This is a genomic window from Cryobacterium sp. 10C3, from assembly GCF_034314285.1.
GTDB classification, from domain to species: Bacteria; Actinomycetota; Actinomycetes; order Actinomycetales; family Microbacteriaceae; genus Cryobacterium; species Cryobacterium glucosi.
This window is the reverse complement of sequence record NZ_JAVIWF010000002.1, coordinates 3,807,427-3,821,377: the sequence shown is the minus strand read 5'-3', so window position 1 is coordinate 3,821,377 and position 13,951 is coordinate 3,807,427. Positions and strand designations below refer to the sequence as shown.

9 protein-coding genes, 1 tRNA gene, 1 other RNA gene and 2 pseudogenes are annotated in these 13,951 nt (G+C 66.0%); 3 read left to right on the top strand and 10 right to left on the bottom strand.

The features are described 5' to 3' along the window. Positions 1–11 precede the first annotated feature (11 nt). The 3 genes from RGU41_RS19180 to RGU41_RS19170 form a co-directional block, all read right to left on the bottom strand. On the bottom strand, positions 12–1,376 hold the full coding sequence (locus RGU41_RS19180; protein ID WP_134449852.1) for an ABC transporter substrate-binding protein: 1,365 nt from the start codon (positions 1,374–1,376) through the stop codon (positions 12–14). Positions 1,377–1,452: 76 nt separating this feature from the next. Beyond that, positions 1,453–2,337 (bottom strand): carbohydrate ABC transporter permease, encoded by an 885-nt coding sequence (locus RGU41_RS19175; protein ID WP_241975181.1) that lies wholly within the window; start codon positions 2,335–2,337, stop codon positions 1,453–1,455. A 61-nt stretch (positions 2,338–2,398) separates the two neighbouring features. Further along, positions 2,399–3,328, bottom strand: coding sequence for a carbohydrate ABC transporter permease (locus RGU41_RS19170; RefSeq protein WP_134449850.1), 930 nt, complete (start codon positions 3,326–3,328; stop codon positions 2,399–2,401). 263 nt (positions 3,329–3,591) lie between these two features. Here RGU41_RS19170 and RGU41_RS19165 point away from each other — a divergent pair, with 263 nt between their 5' ends. Then, on the top strand, positions 3,592–4,581 hold the full coding sequence (locus RGU41_RS19165; RefSeq protein WP_416172978.1) for a LacI family DNA-binding transcriptional regulator: 990 nt from the start codon (positions 3,592–3,594) through the stop codon (positions 4,579–4,581). Between the two features lie 150 nt (positions 4,582–4,731). Here the strand turns inward: RGU41_RS19165 and RGU41_RS19160 are convergent. The 4 genes and pseudogenes from RGU41_RS19160 to ffs form a co-directional block, all read right to left on the bottom strand. Next, a pseudogene (locus RGU41_RS19160) lies at positions 4,732–5,920 on the bottom strand (acetate/propionate family kinase). Then, positions 5,917–8,141 (bottom strand): annotated as a pseudogene (gene pta / locus RGU41_RS19155) (phosphate acetyltransferase). The pseudogenes RGU41_RS19160 and pta overlap by 4 nt, the downstream one beginning before the upstream one ends. A gap of 2 nt (positions 8,142–8,143) precedes the next feature. Continuing rightward, positions 8,144–10,612: a phosphoketolase gene (locus RGU41_RS19150; RefSeq protein ID WP_134558025.1), complete on the bottom strand. Its 2,469-nt coding sequence runs from the start codon at positions 10,610–10,612 to the stop codon at positions 8,144–8,146. A 190-nt stretch (positions 10,613–10,802) separates the two neighbouring features. After that, positions 10,803–10,899: signal recognition particle sRNA small type (gene ffs / locus RGU41_RS19145), an RNA gene on the bottom strand. A 120-nt stretch (positions 10,900–11,019) separates the two neighbouring features. On the opposite strand from ffs, the gene RGU41_RS19140 reads away from it, so the two are divergent. Continuing rightward, a tRNA-Ser gene (locus tag RGU41_RS19140) sits at positions 11,020–11,107 on the top strand. Positions 11,108–11,254: 147 nt separating this feature from the next. Here RGU41_RS19140 and RGU41_RS19135 read toward each other — a convergent pair. From RGU41_RS19135 to RGU41_RS19125, 3 genes are read right to left on the bottom strand one after another with little or no spacing between them, the layout of a single operon-like run. After that, positions 11,255–11,506, bottom strand: coding sequence for a ferrous iron transport protein A (locus RGU41_RS19135; protein WP_134446880.1), 252 nt, complete (start codon positions 11,504–11,506; stop codon positions 11,255–11,257). A 37-nt stretch (positions 11,507–11,543) separates the two neighbouring features. Beyond that, complete coding sequence (locus RGU41_RS19130) at positions 11,544–12,242, bottom strand: potassium channel family protein (protein ID WP_134564282.1); 699 nt, start codon at positions 12,240–12,242, stop codon at positions 11,544–11,546. After that, complete coding sequence (locus RGU41_RS19125) at positions 12,235–13,602, bottom strand: TrkH family potassium uptake protein (RefSeq protein ID WP_322137128.1); 1,368 nt, start codon at positions 13,600–13,602, stop codon at positions 12,235–12,237. Before RGU41_RS19125 ends, RGU41_RS19130 begins: the two co-directional genes overlap by 8 nt. A gap of 104 nt (positions 13,603–13,706) precedes the next feature. Between RGU41_RS19125 and RGU41_RS19120 the strand changes: the two genes are divergently transcribed. Further along, positions 13,707–13,838 carry a hypothetical protein gene (locus RGU41_RS19120; RefSeq protein WP_322137127.1) on the top strand — a complete coding sequence of 44 codons (132 nt, stop codon included), beginning with the start codon at positions 13,707–13,709 and terminating at the stop codon, positions 13,836–13,838. Positions 13,839–13,951 lie beyond the last annotated feature (113 nt).

The window sequence follows — 13,951 nt, the reverse complement described above, 5'->3', positions numbered from 1 at the left end:
GGCGCAGGATGCTACTTGCTGGTGACGGTGAAGCCCTGCTGGTTGCCGTAGTCCGCGGTGGCCTTCTGCCACGCGGTCAACCCGGCATTGAGGTCGGACTTGGCGGCATACGCCTGGCCGACCGTGTCCTTGAAGATGCTGTTCGAGTAGACCTGGAACGGGAGGTAGCTCCAGCCGGGAACGACGTCCTTCGCGGACTGCACGAGGACCTGGTTGATCTTCTGGCCGCCGAAGTAGTCGCTCGTGGCGTTCAGGAACGCGTCGGAGTTCAGGTCGGCGACGGTCGACGGGAATCCGCCGGCGTCGATCGAGATCTGGGTGCCCGCGCCCTCGTTCATGTACTGGAGGAAACCGGCTGCGACGAGCTTGTTCTTGCTCTGCTCGAGGATGGCATCTCCACCGCCGCCGTTCTCGGCGCTTGCCTTGTCGCCTGCCGTGTACGTCGGCAGCGGTGCGACCCGCCAGTCACCGGCGGCTTCCTTCACACCGGACTCGAGGTTGCCGGGCATCCAGGCACCGATGTTGAGGGTGGCGATGGTGCCGTCGCCGAGGCCCTTGTACCATTCGTCGCTCCAGCTGGGCGTTGCGGCGAGGAGGTCGTTGCTGAGCAGCGTGTTCCAGGTGTCTGCGAACTTCTTCGAGCCCGCGTCCTGGAGGTTGATGCTGACCTTGGTGGAGTCCGTCGTGGTGTACGGCTGGCCGCCGGCCTGCCAGATCATGCTCGTGGTGAAGCCGGCGTCGCCGGTGTCGTTGGTGATGTAGGCGTTCGGGTTGGCCTCGTGCAGCTTCTTGGCCGTTGCGACGTACTCGTCCCAGGTGGTGGGAACGGTGAGGCCGTACTTGTCGAAGACGGCCTTGTTGTAGAACATGGCCATGGGGCCGGAGTCCTGCGGGAGGGCGTAGATGCCGTCGCCGAGCTTGACCGATCCCCAGGTGCTGTCGGTGTATTCGGACGCGTACGAGTCGAAGCCGTATGCGCTGAGGTCGGCGAGCGACTTGGACAACGCGAACTGCGGAAGCGCGTAATACTCGATCTGGGCGATGTCCGGCGCGCCGGACCCTGCCTTGATCGCGTTCTGGAGCTTGATGTACTGATCGTTGCCGGTTCCCGCGTTGACGACCTTGACGGTCACATTCGGGTGTTCCTTCTCGAACGCCGCGGCGATCTTCTCCACGGCCGGGGCCCACGCCCAGACGGTGATGGTCGACTTCTCGTTCAGGGCCGCGGTGATGTCCGCGGCGCTGGCAGTCGACGATGCTGTCGATCCGGTTCCGGATCCGGAACACGCGGCGAGGGACATGCTGAGCGCGAGTCCGGTGGCGACGACGACCGCGGTGCGACGCAGTGCCTTCCTGGTGCTGTGTGGTGCTTTCATGAAATGCCTTTCACTTCCTTGTAAATGGATGAACTGCGATGCGGGACAGGTGGTGCGGTCGAATGGGTCGGGGGGGTCACGCCTTGACGCTGCCGGCGGCGAGGCCGGACTGCCAGTAGCGCTGCAGGAACAGGAACGCGACGACGATCGGGATGATTGTGAGCATCGAACCGGTGATCACGAGGTTGTAGATCACGTCGCCGCCGACGGTCTGGGCCTGATTGCTCCACTGCTTGAGTCCGACGGTGAGCGGGTACCAGGTCGGTTCGCTCAGCATGATCAGGGGCAGGAAGTAGTTGTTCCAGGTGGCCACGAGGGTGAACAGGAGCACGGTCACGAGGCCTGGGGCGAGGAGCTTGAGGGAGATGGTGAAGAAGGTGCGGAATTCGCCTGCCCCGTCCATGCGTGCGGCCTCGAGCACCTCGGTCGGCACGGCATCGAGGGCGTAGGTCCAGATCAGGTACAGGCCGAACGGGCTGATCAACGAGGGCAGGATGACCGCCCAGGGCGTGTTCGTGAGGCCCATCTGGCTGAACATGAGGAAGGTCGGGACCGCGAGGGCCGTGCCGGGGATCGCCACGGCACCGAGCACGACGGCGAAGACGGCCTTCTTGCCCGGGAAGTTGAATTTGGCCAGTCCATAACCGCCGAGTGCCGCGAGGAAGGTGGCCCCTCCCGCCCCGACGACGACGTACATCAGGGTGTTCCCGAACCAGCGGACGAAGACTCCGTCGTTGTAGGTGACGGTTGCGACGATGTTGTCCCAGAGGGCGTTCGGGCCGCTGAACCAGAGGCCGAAGGAGTTGAGCAGCTCGGCCTGGGTCTTGGTCGAGTTCACGAAGAGCCAGAACAAGGGCAGCAGGCTGTAGAGGACCAGCGCGCCCATGATGATGGTGAGCAGGATCGACTTTTTGGTGTGCAGGCCCTGGTTGGACTTGTTCGTCCGGGTGTAGCGGGACATCCGTGGGGCCCTGGCCTGGCTTGCGGGCACGTTCACTCTGGCCTGGTCAGTGGTGGACATCTCAGACCTCCTTCCGCGAACCGGAGTTCTGCACGATGTAGGCGATGACGGCAGTGAAGAGGCCGACGATGATCGCGATGGTGGCCGAATAGTTGTACTGCTGGCCCGCGAACGACAGGTTGTACGCGTACATGTTCGGGGAGAAGTAGGTCGAGATGGTGTTGGGCGCCAGGGACTGTAGGATGCTCGGCTCGTTGAAGAGCTGGAAGCTGCCGATGACCGAGAAGATGCCGCCGATCACGATCGCGGGACGCAGCGCCGGCATCTTGATGCTGCGGATGATGCGGAAGGCGCCGGCGCCGTCGAGGGAGGCCGCCTCATAGAGGTCGGTCGGGATCACCCGGAGCGCCGCATAGAACAGGATCATGTTGTAGCCGATGAATTCCCAGGTGACGATGTTGCCGATGCTCGCGAGCACCCAGCTGCTCCCGAGCGGGTCAGGAATGGCGAGGTGGAAGAAGTCGTTGAGGTTGCCGACCAGGCCGAACTTCGTGCCGTACATGAAGCCCCACATCAGGGTGGCGACCACCGCGGGAACGGCGTACGGCAGGAAGATCGCGATGCGGAAGAAGCTGGACAGGTGCAGGCGCGCACTGTCGATCGCGAGGGCGGCGAAGAGTGCGATGCCGAGCATGATCGGAACCTGCACGACGAAGAACAGGGTCACCCGCCCCATCGACTCCCAGAACTGGGGATCCGTGAGCGCCTGGCCGTAGTTCGCGAAGCCGACGAAGGAGTTGCCCCCGACGAGCTGTTCCTTGAAGAAGCTCAGGTAGATCGAATACAGTACCGGAGCGATCAGGACGAGGGTGAAGACGACCATGAACGGGGCGATGAACTTCCAGCCGGTCCAGTCGCGCTTCTGCACGTGCGGCTTCCGTGGGCCGGAAAGCGCCTGGCCACTGGGGGTGAGCGTTGACAGCGTCGTCATTCCTGTTTCTCTGACTCGATAGTGTGGTGCGGCGGATGATGGAGTTCGAGGTTCCTGGTCATGTTTGCGTAAACATGACGTGTAAGCACGCTAGCATGTTTACGTAAACATACGGAAGCATTTTCCGGGACCCGGGAGGGAACGTGGCAAAGATCAGCCCCGCTGAAGGCGCCGGCACCTCCGCGCCCTCGACTCCCCCGAGTCACCCGACTCACCCGACTCCCCAGAGTCCCCTGACCCGCGGTGTGCAGCGCCTGCCGTCGATGGCGGATGTCGCGGCCCTGGCCGGCGTCTCGTCCCAGACCGTTTCCCGAGTGGTGAACGCCCGCAGCAATGTCGACTCCGACACCCGGGACCGCGTGCTCGCGGCCATGGATGAGATCGGCTACCGCCCGAACAGCGCCGCCCGCGCCCTCAAGTCGGGCCGGTTCAGCACCATCGGCGTGATCATGTTCACCCTGTCGAGCTTCGGCAACATGCGCACGCTCGACGCGGTGGCGATGGCGGCTGCGGAGGCCGGGTACTCGATCACCCTCATCCCGGTGACGAGACCCACCCAGGGTGCGGTCACCGGCGCCGTGACCCGGCTGGCCGAGCAGGCCGTCGACGGCATCGTGATCATCATGGAAGCCCACATGCTCGACCGGATCGACGTGACCGTGCCGACCGGGCTTCCCGTCGTCATCGTCGACTCCGACGCCGGTTCCCGGTACACGGTCGTCGACACCGACCAGACCGAGGGCGCCCGCCTGGCCACCCAGCACCTGCTCGACCTCGGTCACCGCACGGTCTGGCACATCGCCGGCCCGGAGTCCTCCTTCTCGGCCGGTCGCCGCACGGCGTCGTGGCGCAACACCCTGAAGGCGGCCGGTGCCCCGGTGCCCCACGTGCTCGAAGGGGACTGGAGTGCGCAGAGCGGCTACGTGCACGGGGTGACCCTCGCCGCCGACCCGCTCGTCACGGCCATCTTCGCGTCCAACGACCAGATGGCCCTCGGTGTGATGCGCGCGATGCATGAGGCCGGCCGGGCCCTGCCCGCCGACGTGAGCGTCGTCGGCTTCGACGACATGCGCGAGTCCGGTGAATTCTGGCCCCCACTGACGACGGTGCACCAGGACTTCGCCCAGGTCGGCCGGCTCTGCATCGAGAAGCTCCTGCGGCAGATCGATTCCCCCGGTGCGTCCGTTCCTGGCACCACGATCGTGCACACGCACCTCGTGGTGCGCGGAAGCACAGCCCCCAGAACCGCCTGAGGTATCCGCCACGCCCCGTTCGCGAGAGCGCACTGTTGGCCCTTAAACCGCCGTTTTAAGGGCCAAAGTGCACTCTCGCGAGCAGTAGCGGGGTGCGTTCACGCACGCGACGGCCGCCCCCGAAGGGAGCGGCCGTCGACTTCGGTGCTGCTAGATGACGGCGAGGGTCTGGCGAGCGATCTCCAGCTCCTCGTTCGTCGGGATGACGAGCACGGTGACCTTCGAGTCATCGGTCGAGATGACGCGGGCGACCCGGGAGAACGGGTCGTTCTTCGCCGGGTCGATCTCGATGCCGAGGAATTCGAGTCCGGCGAGGGCGCCGGCCCGGATGATTCCCGAATTCTCGCCGATACCGGCGGTGAAGACGATCACGTCGAGTCCACCGAGCTGGGCGATGTAGTTGCCCACGTAACCGCGGATGCGGTGGTAGTAGACGTCGAGGGCAGCCTGGGCGACCGCGTCCCCGGCTATCGCGGCGTCCTCGACGTCGCGCATGTCACCGTTGCCGGTCAGTCCGAGCATGCCGCTCTTCTTGTTCAGCAGGGTGTCGAGCTCTTCGATCGACATGCCGGCCTTGCGGTGCAGGTGGAACAGCACGGCGGGGTCGATGTCGCCGGAGCGGGTACCCATGACGAGTCCCTGCAGCGGGGTGAGGCCCATCGAGGTGTCGATGGACTTTCCACCGTCGACCGCGCACGCCGACGCCCCGTTTCCGAGGTGCAGCACGATGGTCTTGAGCTCGGCGAGCGGGCGGCCGAGGAACTCCGCAGCGGCTTCGGACACGAACTTGTGCGAGCTGCCGTGTGCTCCATAACGACGGATGCCGTACTCGGCGGCCAGCGCGGTGTCGATCGCGTAGGTGTACGCCGGTGCCGGCATCGTCTGGTGGAACGACGTGTCGAAGACGGCAACGTGGGGCACGTCCGGGAACTGTGCCCTGGCCGCGTTGATGCCCTGAACGTGTGCCGGGTTGTGGAGCGGCGCGAGGTCGGAGAGCGCGCTGATCTGGGCGAGCACCTCGTCATCGATCACGGTCGGACCCTGGAAGATACTGCCACCCTGCACGACCCGGTGCGCCGACGGCCACAAGGTTCGCCGTGCTGAGCTGCGGGCCGCTGGCGGCGAACGCGGCGAGCATCACGGCGAATCCGGCGGTGTGGTCCGGGATCGGCAGCGTCTGCTCGACGCGGTCGGAACCGGCGGCGGTGTGACGGGCGTGCCCGCTCGCCTCACCGATGCGCTCGACGAGACCGCTCGCGAGCTCGGTCTCCGTCTGCATGTCGATCAGCTGGTACTTGAACGACGAGGAACCGGAGTTGATGACCAGGACGGCGCTCATGCTGAGACCGTCGCAGTCGCGGCAGCAGCGGCGGCAGCGGAGTCGAGTGACGCCGCCTGGATTGCGGTGATCGCAACGGTGTTGACGATGTCCTGCACAAGTGCTCCTCGGGAAAGGTCGTTGATCGGTTTGCGCAAGCCCTGCAGGACAGGGCCGAGCGCGAGGGCGCCAGCACTGCGCTGGACGGCCTTGTAGGTGTTGTTGCCGGTGTTGAGGTCCGGGAAGATGAAGACGGTGGCCCGGCCGGCCACGGCCGAAGCCGGCATCTTCACAGCGGCGACAGCAGCATCCGCTGCCGCGTCGTACTGGATCGGGCCCTCGATGAGAAGGTCGGGGCGACGCTCGCGGACGAGCGCGGTCGCGGCGCGGACCTTGTCGACGTCCGCCCCCTTGCCCGACTCGCCTGTCGAGTACGACAGCATCGCGATGCGCGGCTCGATGCCGAACTCGACGGCCGTCTCCGAAGCGGAGATGGCGATGTCGGCGAGCTGCTCTGCGGTCGGGTCGGGGTTCACGGCGCAGTCACCGTAGACGAGGACCTTGTCCGCGAGGGCCATCAAGAACACGCTCGACACGACGGACGTGTTCGGGCGGGTCTTGATGATCTCGAAGCTCGGGCGGATCGTGTGCGCCGTGGTGTGCGTCGCACCGGAGACCATGCCGTCGGCCAGTCCCATCTGCACCATCATCGTGCCGAAGTAGGACACGTCGGTGACGACGTCCCTGGCCTGGTCGATGGTGACGCCCTTGTGGGCGCGCAGGCGGGCGTACTCTGTGGCGAACTTGGTGCGGAGCTCCTCGTTGAAGGGGCTGATCACCTGGGCCTTCCCGATGTCGATGCCGAGCCCGATCGCGCGGGAGCGGACCTCGACCTCTTCCCCGAGAATGATGATGTCTGCGACATCGCGGGCCAGCAGGGTCGCGGCGGCGCGCAGCACGCGGTCGTCCTCCCCTCGGGCATCACGATGCGCTTGCGATTCTTCCGGGCACGTTCGAGCAGCGTGTACTCGAACATGAGCGGCGTTACGACGTCGGCGCGGCTCACCTTGAGGCGGTCGAGCAGAACGGATGCCTCGACGTGGCCTTCGAAGAGGGCGAGCGCGGTGTCGAGCTTGCGCTGCGAATCCGCGGCCATCCGGCCGGGGGTGTGCGTGATGCGCACCGCGGCCTCGTAGGACGCGAGTTCGGTACGGATGATCGGCACCGAAGAAGCGAGCCCCTCGACGAGCTGTTCGATCTCCGTCGGGAGGTCGAAGCCGCCGACGAGGATGATGCCCGCGATCGAGGGGAACGTCGCAGAGGAGTTCGCCATCAGCACGGCGAGGAGCACATCGGGACGGTCGCTCGGGATGAGCACGACGGCCCCGTCGAACAGGCGGGGCAACACGTTCACCATCGACATCGCCGCGACGACGACTCCGAGGGCCTCACGGGACAGGAGCGCGGGGTCCCCCTTGACGAGGGTTCCCTTCACGGCCTTGAGGATGCTCTTCATGCTCGGTGCGACGATGTACGGGTCCTCGGGAAGCGCCCAGACCGGCACGTTCGCGAGTTCGCTTCCGGGGGCGTCGACGACGTCGCGGACGGCGCCGATCACGTCGTCCAGGCGCGTCGGATCTGCCCGGTTGACGATGACGCCGAGCAGCGAGACGTGCTCGTTGCGCAGTTCGGCGATGGTGACATCCGTCAACTGGCGGATGTCGTCCGGCGTGCGCGGGTCGCTCTGGCCGAGCCTGTCATCCTGGTTGAGCGTCTCGCCCTGGCCGGAGCCCACGCGTCCACCGAGAACCAGCAGCACAGGGACGCCGAGGTTGGCGGCGATGCGGAGGTTGAAGGCGAGCTCGGTGGGGCTGCCGACGTCGGTGTAATCGCTTCCGATGACGACGACCGCGTCACACTGGGCCTCGACGGCCTTGTAACGCTGCACGATACGGCCGAGTGCCGCATCGGGGTCGAGGTGGACTTCGTCATAATGTACGCCTACGCATTCGTCGTAGGTGAGCGGGGTGCTCGTTGCAGCGGTCGCACTTGCGGCCTTGCCTGCGGAGAGGTGCTCGAGCAGGAGCTCGAGCACGTAGTCGGGATGGTTGGAAGAACGGGCGACGGGACGGAAAACGCCGACCCGTTCGACCGAACGAAGCAGGGTGTCCAGAACACCCAGCGCGATCGTAGATTTGCCTGTATAACCCTCGGCGGAGGTGATGTAGATACTGTCAGCCACGATTAGACGTTATCCCCACCTGTGGAAAGTCCCACATCGACCGGGGTGGCGCCGATGCCGTTCGCATCCCACACCCACTCGGTGACCGCGGGAATGTCCTCACCGAACGCACGCGTGTAGTCGCGGGCGCGGAGGCGGGCATCCTGCATCTCCTGGCGGAGAACACCGGCGCGCGCGCCGAGTCCGGGGACGCGGTCGATAACGTCCATCACCAGGTGATACCGGTCGAGGTCGTTGAGCATGACCATGTCGAACGGTGTCGTCGTGGTGCCGTTTTCCTTGTACCCGCGGGCGTGCAGGTTCGCGTGTCCGTGGCGCTTGTAGGTCAGGCGGTGGATCAGCCACGGGTACCCGTGGTATGCGAACACGATCGGCTTGTTCGCGGTGAAGTAGGCGTCGAACTCGGCGTCGCTGAGTCCGTGCGGGTGGTCCGCCTCGGACTGCAGGCGCATCAGGTCGACGACGTTGACGACGCGGACCTTGAGGTCGGGCATCGCTTCGCGCAGGATCGCGGCGGCGGCGAGGATCTCGAGGGTCGGGACCTCTCCGGCTGCGGCGAGGACGACATCCGGTTCGGTGCCGGCGATTTCGGTGCCTGCCCAGTCGAAGATGCCGAGGCCGCGGTCGCAGTGTGCGACGGCCTGGTCCATGGTGAGCCAGTTCGGCGCGGGCTGCTTGCCTGCGACGACGACGTTCACGTAGTCGACGCTGCGCAGGCAGTGGTCGTAGATCGAGAGCAGCGTGTTCGCGTCGAAGGGCAGGTAGACGCGCACGACATCCGCGCTCTTGTTCACGACGTGGTCGATGAAGCCCGGGTCCTGGTGGGAGAAGCCGTTGTGGTCCTGGCGCCAGACGTGCGAGGAGAGCAGGTAGTTGAGGCTCGAGATCGAGCGGCGCCACGGGATCTCGCGGGTGACCTTGAGCCACTTCGCGTGCTGATTGAACATCGAGTCGACGATGTGAATGAAGGCCTCGTAGCAGTTGAAGAGGCCATGGCGACCGGTGAGCAGGTAGCCCTCGAGCCAGCCCTGGCACTGGTGCTCGCTGAGCATCTCCATGATGCGGCCGGCGCGTTCGAGGTTGGTGTCGCCCTCGTGGTATTCGGCGTTCCAGGTCTTCTCCGTCGCAGCGAACACGGCGGGGGCGAGACGGTTGGATGCTGTCTCATCCGGCCCGAAGATCCGGAAGTTGTCTGGGTTGTCCCTGATGACATCCGCGAGCCAGGTTCCGAGGACCTTCGTGGCCTCATCCGTCGTGGCTCCAGGGGAGGGAACATCGACGGCATAGTCGTGGAAGTCGGGAAGGCGCAGCTCCTTGCGGAGCAGGCCGCCGTTGGAGACGGGGTTCGCGCTCATCCGCAGCTCACCGTCCGGGGCGAGCCCGGTGATCTTCGCGACCGGCGCACCGGACTCGTCGAACAGTTCTTCGGGACGGTAGGAGGCGAGCCAGCCCTCGAGGAGGCGGGTGTGCGCCTCGGTGTCGCGGGCGTTGCTGAGCGGCACCTGGTGCGAACGCCAGGAGTCGACGACCTTGAGGCCGTCGATCGTGGTCGGGCAGGTCCAGCCCTTGGGGGTGCGCAGGATGATCATGGGCCAGCGCGGACGCTCGGTGTCGCCGGCGAGGGCGCGGGCCTTGATGTCGGCGATCTCGTTGAGCACCTCGTCGAGGGTCTCGGCCATGCGCTGGTGGACGAGGAGCGGGTCTTCCTCGTTGAATCCGCCGGAAACGATGTACGGCTTGTGGCCGTAACCGCGCATCAGGTCGAGGAGTTCCTCCTCGGGGATGCGGGCGAGGATGGTCGGGTTGGCGATCTTGTACCCGTTGAGGTGCAGGATCGGCAGCACGACGCCGTCGACGAGCGGGTCGACGAACTTGTTGGAGTGCCAGCTGGTGGCGAGCGGTCCGGTCTCGGCCTCGCCGTCGCCGACGACGGCCGCGACGAGCAGGTCGGGGTTGTCGAACGCGGCGCCGTAAGCGTGGCTGAGCGCGTAGCCGAGCTCGCCGCCCTCGTGGATCGAACCGGGGGTCTCCGGTGAAGCGTGGCTCGGGATTCCGCCCGGGAAGGAGAACTGGCGGAACAGGGCCTTGACGCCGCGTTCGCTCTGCTCGACACCGGGGTAGATCTCGGTGTACGTGCCGTCGAGGTATGCGTTGGCGACCATGCCGGGCCCACCGTGGCCGGGGCCGGTGACGTAAAGGGTGCTGATCTTGCGTTCCTGGATCGCGCGGTTCAGGTGGGCATAAATGAAGTTGAGTCCGGGGGTCGTTCCCCAGTGCCCGAGCAGGCGGGGCTTAATGTGGTCGCGGGTCAACGGTTCCCGCAATAACGGATTGTCGAGCAGGTAGATCTGCCCTACCGAAAGATAATTCGCGGCTCGCCACCAGGCGTCTACGCTCGCGAGCGCTTCATCGCTCAGCGGACGTGGCTGCTGGGTGGGCCACAAGAAGGTTTTATCGGACGTGTTGACCATGGGTGCCTCCGGCACTGTCGGGGCGCGATCCGCGCATAGCCCAGTCTATGAGTAGATATGGAATCGTTATCACGGAATTGTGCGCAGTATGCGACGCGCGCGTAGTGACTAGTGCGCGGCATGCCCAGGCCTCGGCCCGGGTGGGCGTCAGAGTGCCCTGCGGAAACGGCTTTTCGAGGCCGCGCGGGCATGAAAAAACTCCTCGCGCACCCACCAGAGCCCAGTTACCCTTGCTACGTTTCCGTCCTGGGGGAGTTGGCTGAGATAGCGCCACGCGAGGAGCCGTTCCCAGTTTATGCGCAAAGCCGCACCGAGCCAAAAGCAGGTCCCTGCGCAGCGCGTTCTCAAGTGCCTTCAGAAACAGGTAAGATTCTTCGAGGTTGTTACCTTCGGGAAATGACCGGCCAGGAGAATTCGCCTAGTGGCCTATGGCGCACGCTTGGAAAGCGTGTTGGGTGAGAGCCCTCGGGGGTTCGAATCCCCCATTCTCCGCCAGTAAAGATTCATCAACGGGTGAGCGCACAGCGCCCACAGCCGGGGTTCGAATCCCCCATTCTCCGCCAGTAAAGATTCATCACCGGGTGAGCGCACAGCGCCCACAGCCGGGGTTCGAATCCCCCATTCTCCGCCAGTAAAGACTCGTCAGTCGGCGAACGGATGCCGGGGCGCACGCGGCGCCGGCGGCGGCGGCACTTCCTTCGCGGCCACGATCTCGGCAAGCACGATCGTGACGAGACCGCGTTTCGTCTCGACCACGCAGTCGGCCGGACCGCACGCGCGGAGGTAGCCGACGGCATCCGTCACGCCGCCCTCGATGGTGCGGCGCACGACGACGCGGGTCCCGATCGCGGCCTCTGTCACGAAGCGGGCGGCGGCCACTGCTGCACTACTCATAGGGCGAGCCTACGCGGCGCCAACCTCTGCGCCGGCCTTAGCGCAGCCTGCTGAACGCCTCGACCCGCTCGGTCTCCCCCGCGACGAGGATCACATCGCCGGCCTCGAGAACCGTCTCGAGGGTCGTGTAGCTCCAGCCGGCCCCCTCGTGGAAGAACGCGGTCACGGTCACGCCGTGCACCGGACGCACCCGGGACTCGCCGAGCGAGACCCCCACGATCACGCGAGGGGGCGCCATCTTGACGAGGGCGAAGTTCTCGCCGATCTCGAGATAGTCCTGCATCACCCCGCGCACGAGGTGCGCGACCCGCTTGCCCATGTCCTTCTCCGGATAGATCACGTGGGTCACGCCGAGCTGGTCGAGGATCGCGCCGTGCGGTTCGCTCACCGCCTTGGCCCAGATGTTGCCGATCCCGAGCTTGAGCAGCAGCGACGCCGTGAGGATGTTCGCCTGGATGTCGCCGCCGATCGCGACGACCGCTGTGCTGAAGTCGGCGACCGCGAGCTGGCGGAGGGTCTCCTCTTTCGTCGAGTCTGCGCGCACGACGTGGGTGAGCAGGCCGTTGTGCGCCTGGACGATATCGGCATCGCCGTCGATCCCGAGCACCTCGGTGCCGCTTTTCATTAGCTCGAGGGCGAGGGAGCTGCCGAACCGGCCGAGGCCGATCACGACAACGGCGTCCTCCGGGGTGAGACGGGAGGACGAGCGACGCCCGAAGAGGGAGAACTTAGCCAATGATCGGCCTTTCTATGGGGAGTTCAAAGGTGCTGGGCCGCTGCCGGAGTGCGAGGGCGGACGCGAAGGCGATCGGGCCGAGCCTGCCGATGAACATGAGCAGCATCAGCACGACCTGCCCGCCGGGAGGAATGGCCGCGGTGATGCCGGTCGAGAGCCCCACGGTAGCAAAGGCAGAGATCACCTCGAAGAGCAGCGCGTCGAGGCTGAAATCGGTCAGGAGCATCAGGATGACGGTGGAGAAGGCGATCACGGCCACGGCGATCAGCACGATCGTGATGGCCTGGCGTTGCACCGAGCGGGCGAGTTGCTTGCCGAACACGGTGACCGTCCCTTCGCCGCGAATCTCCGCGACGAGGACGAAGAACAGGACGGCGAAGGTCGTGATCTTGATGCCGCCCGCGGTTCCGGCGGGGCCGCCGCCGATCAGCATGAGCACGTCGGTGCCGAGCAGGCTCGCCGAGTCCATCTGGCCCCAGTCGATGCTGTTGAAGCCCGCCGTGCGCGCCTGGACCGACTGGAAGAATCCGACCAGGATCTTGTCCGACCAGCCCAACGGCCCGAGGGTCGACGGGTTCGACCACTCGACTGCTGTGAGGTACACGGCGCCTGCAACGAGGAGCACAACGGTGCCTGCGAGCACGAGCCGGGTGTTCATCACCCATTTCCGCGGCAGGCGCGGGTACCGGCGCAGCTGCACGAGCACGGGGAAGCCGAGACCGCCGAGGATGACCGCCGCGGCGAGCGGGAGGCAGACCCACGGGTCGGTCGCGTAGGAGATCATGTTGTCGCTGAACAGGGCGAACCCCGCGTTGTTGAACGAGGACACCGCGTGGAACAGCCCGAGCCAGAGCGCCCTCCCGAGCGGCTCGCCGTAGCCGAAGAGGAACCGCAGGCTCAGCACCACGGCGACGCAGAGCTCGATCAGCACGGATGTCCCCACGACGCCGAGCACCAGACCGCGCACGTCCTCGAGTCCGACGCTCTTGACCTCGGCAGCGGCAGTGATCCGGGAGCGGAGGCTCATCTTCCGCAGCACCGAGAGCCCGACGACGGACGCGAACGTCATGATGCCGAGGCCGCCCACCTGGATCAGGAGCATGATCACGACCTGCCCGAAGGGCGCCCAGTGCGTCGCGGTGTCGACGACGACGAGCCCGGTGACGCAGACCGCGCTCGTCGCGGTGAAGATCGCCTCGAGCAGGCTCGACCCACCGGGACCCACCCGCGCGATCGGCAGCATCAGCAGCGCTGTGCCGACGAGGATCGCCAGCGCGAAGGCCGCGACGCCGGCCTGGGCCGGGTGCGCCCGGAATCTCGGTGGCTGCGCGCGGCGGTGCGCGCTGGGAGAGTCTGGCACGAGCCCACTCTACGGATTCCAATCCGCCTCGACGAGGGCTCCGGACTACTTGTGCGGCCCGGGGAATACCCGAGGCCGGACCAGAACTACGAAATGGAGCTCTCATGAACACCATCACGAAGCGTCTCACCGCATTCGGAATCACCGGAGTCGCGGCATCCGCCCTCATCGTCTGCGGCTTCGTCGCCCCGGCGCAGGCAGCGGAAACCGGTACGGTCTGCCCCCTCGGGCAGTGACAGCAGCAGCCTGGCCAACACGGTCGACTTCGGCCTGCTGAACGACGCGCTGCGCGGCATCGACGCGAACGGGTCCGGCCTGAACAGGTCCGGCGCGAACGGAACCAGCACGG

Coding starts and splice junctions, on each gene's coding strand:
- RGU41_RS19180 (WP_134449852.1), bottom strand. CDS start 1,376: ATGAAAGCACCACACAGCACCAGGAAGGCACTGCGTCGCACCGCGGTC.
- RGU41_RS19175 (WP_241975181.1), bottom strand. CDS start 2,337: ATGTCCCGCTACACCCGGACGAACAAGTCCAACCAGGGCCTGCACACC.
- RGU41_RS19170 (WP_134449850.1), bottom strand. CDS start 3,328: ATGACGACGCTGTCAACGCTCACCCCCAGTGGCCAGGCGCTTTCCGGC.
- RGU41_RS19165 (WP_416172978.1), top strand. CDS start 3,592: ATGGCGGATGTCGCGGCCCTGGCCGGCGTCTCGTCCCAGACCGTTTCC.
- RGU41_RS19150 (WP_134558025.1), bottom strand. CDS start 10,612: ATGGTCAACACGTCCGATAAAACCTTCTTGTGGCCCACCCAGCAGCCA.
- RGU41_RS19135 (WP_134446880.1), bottom strand. CDS start 11,506: ATGAGTAGTGCAGCAGTGGCCGCCGCCCGCTTCGTGACAGAGGCCGCG.
- RGU41_RS19120 (WP_322137127.1), top strand. CDS start 13,707: ATGAACACCATCACGAAGCGTCTCACCGCATTCGGAATCACCGGAGTC.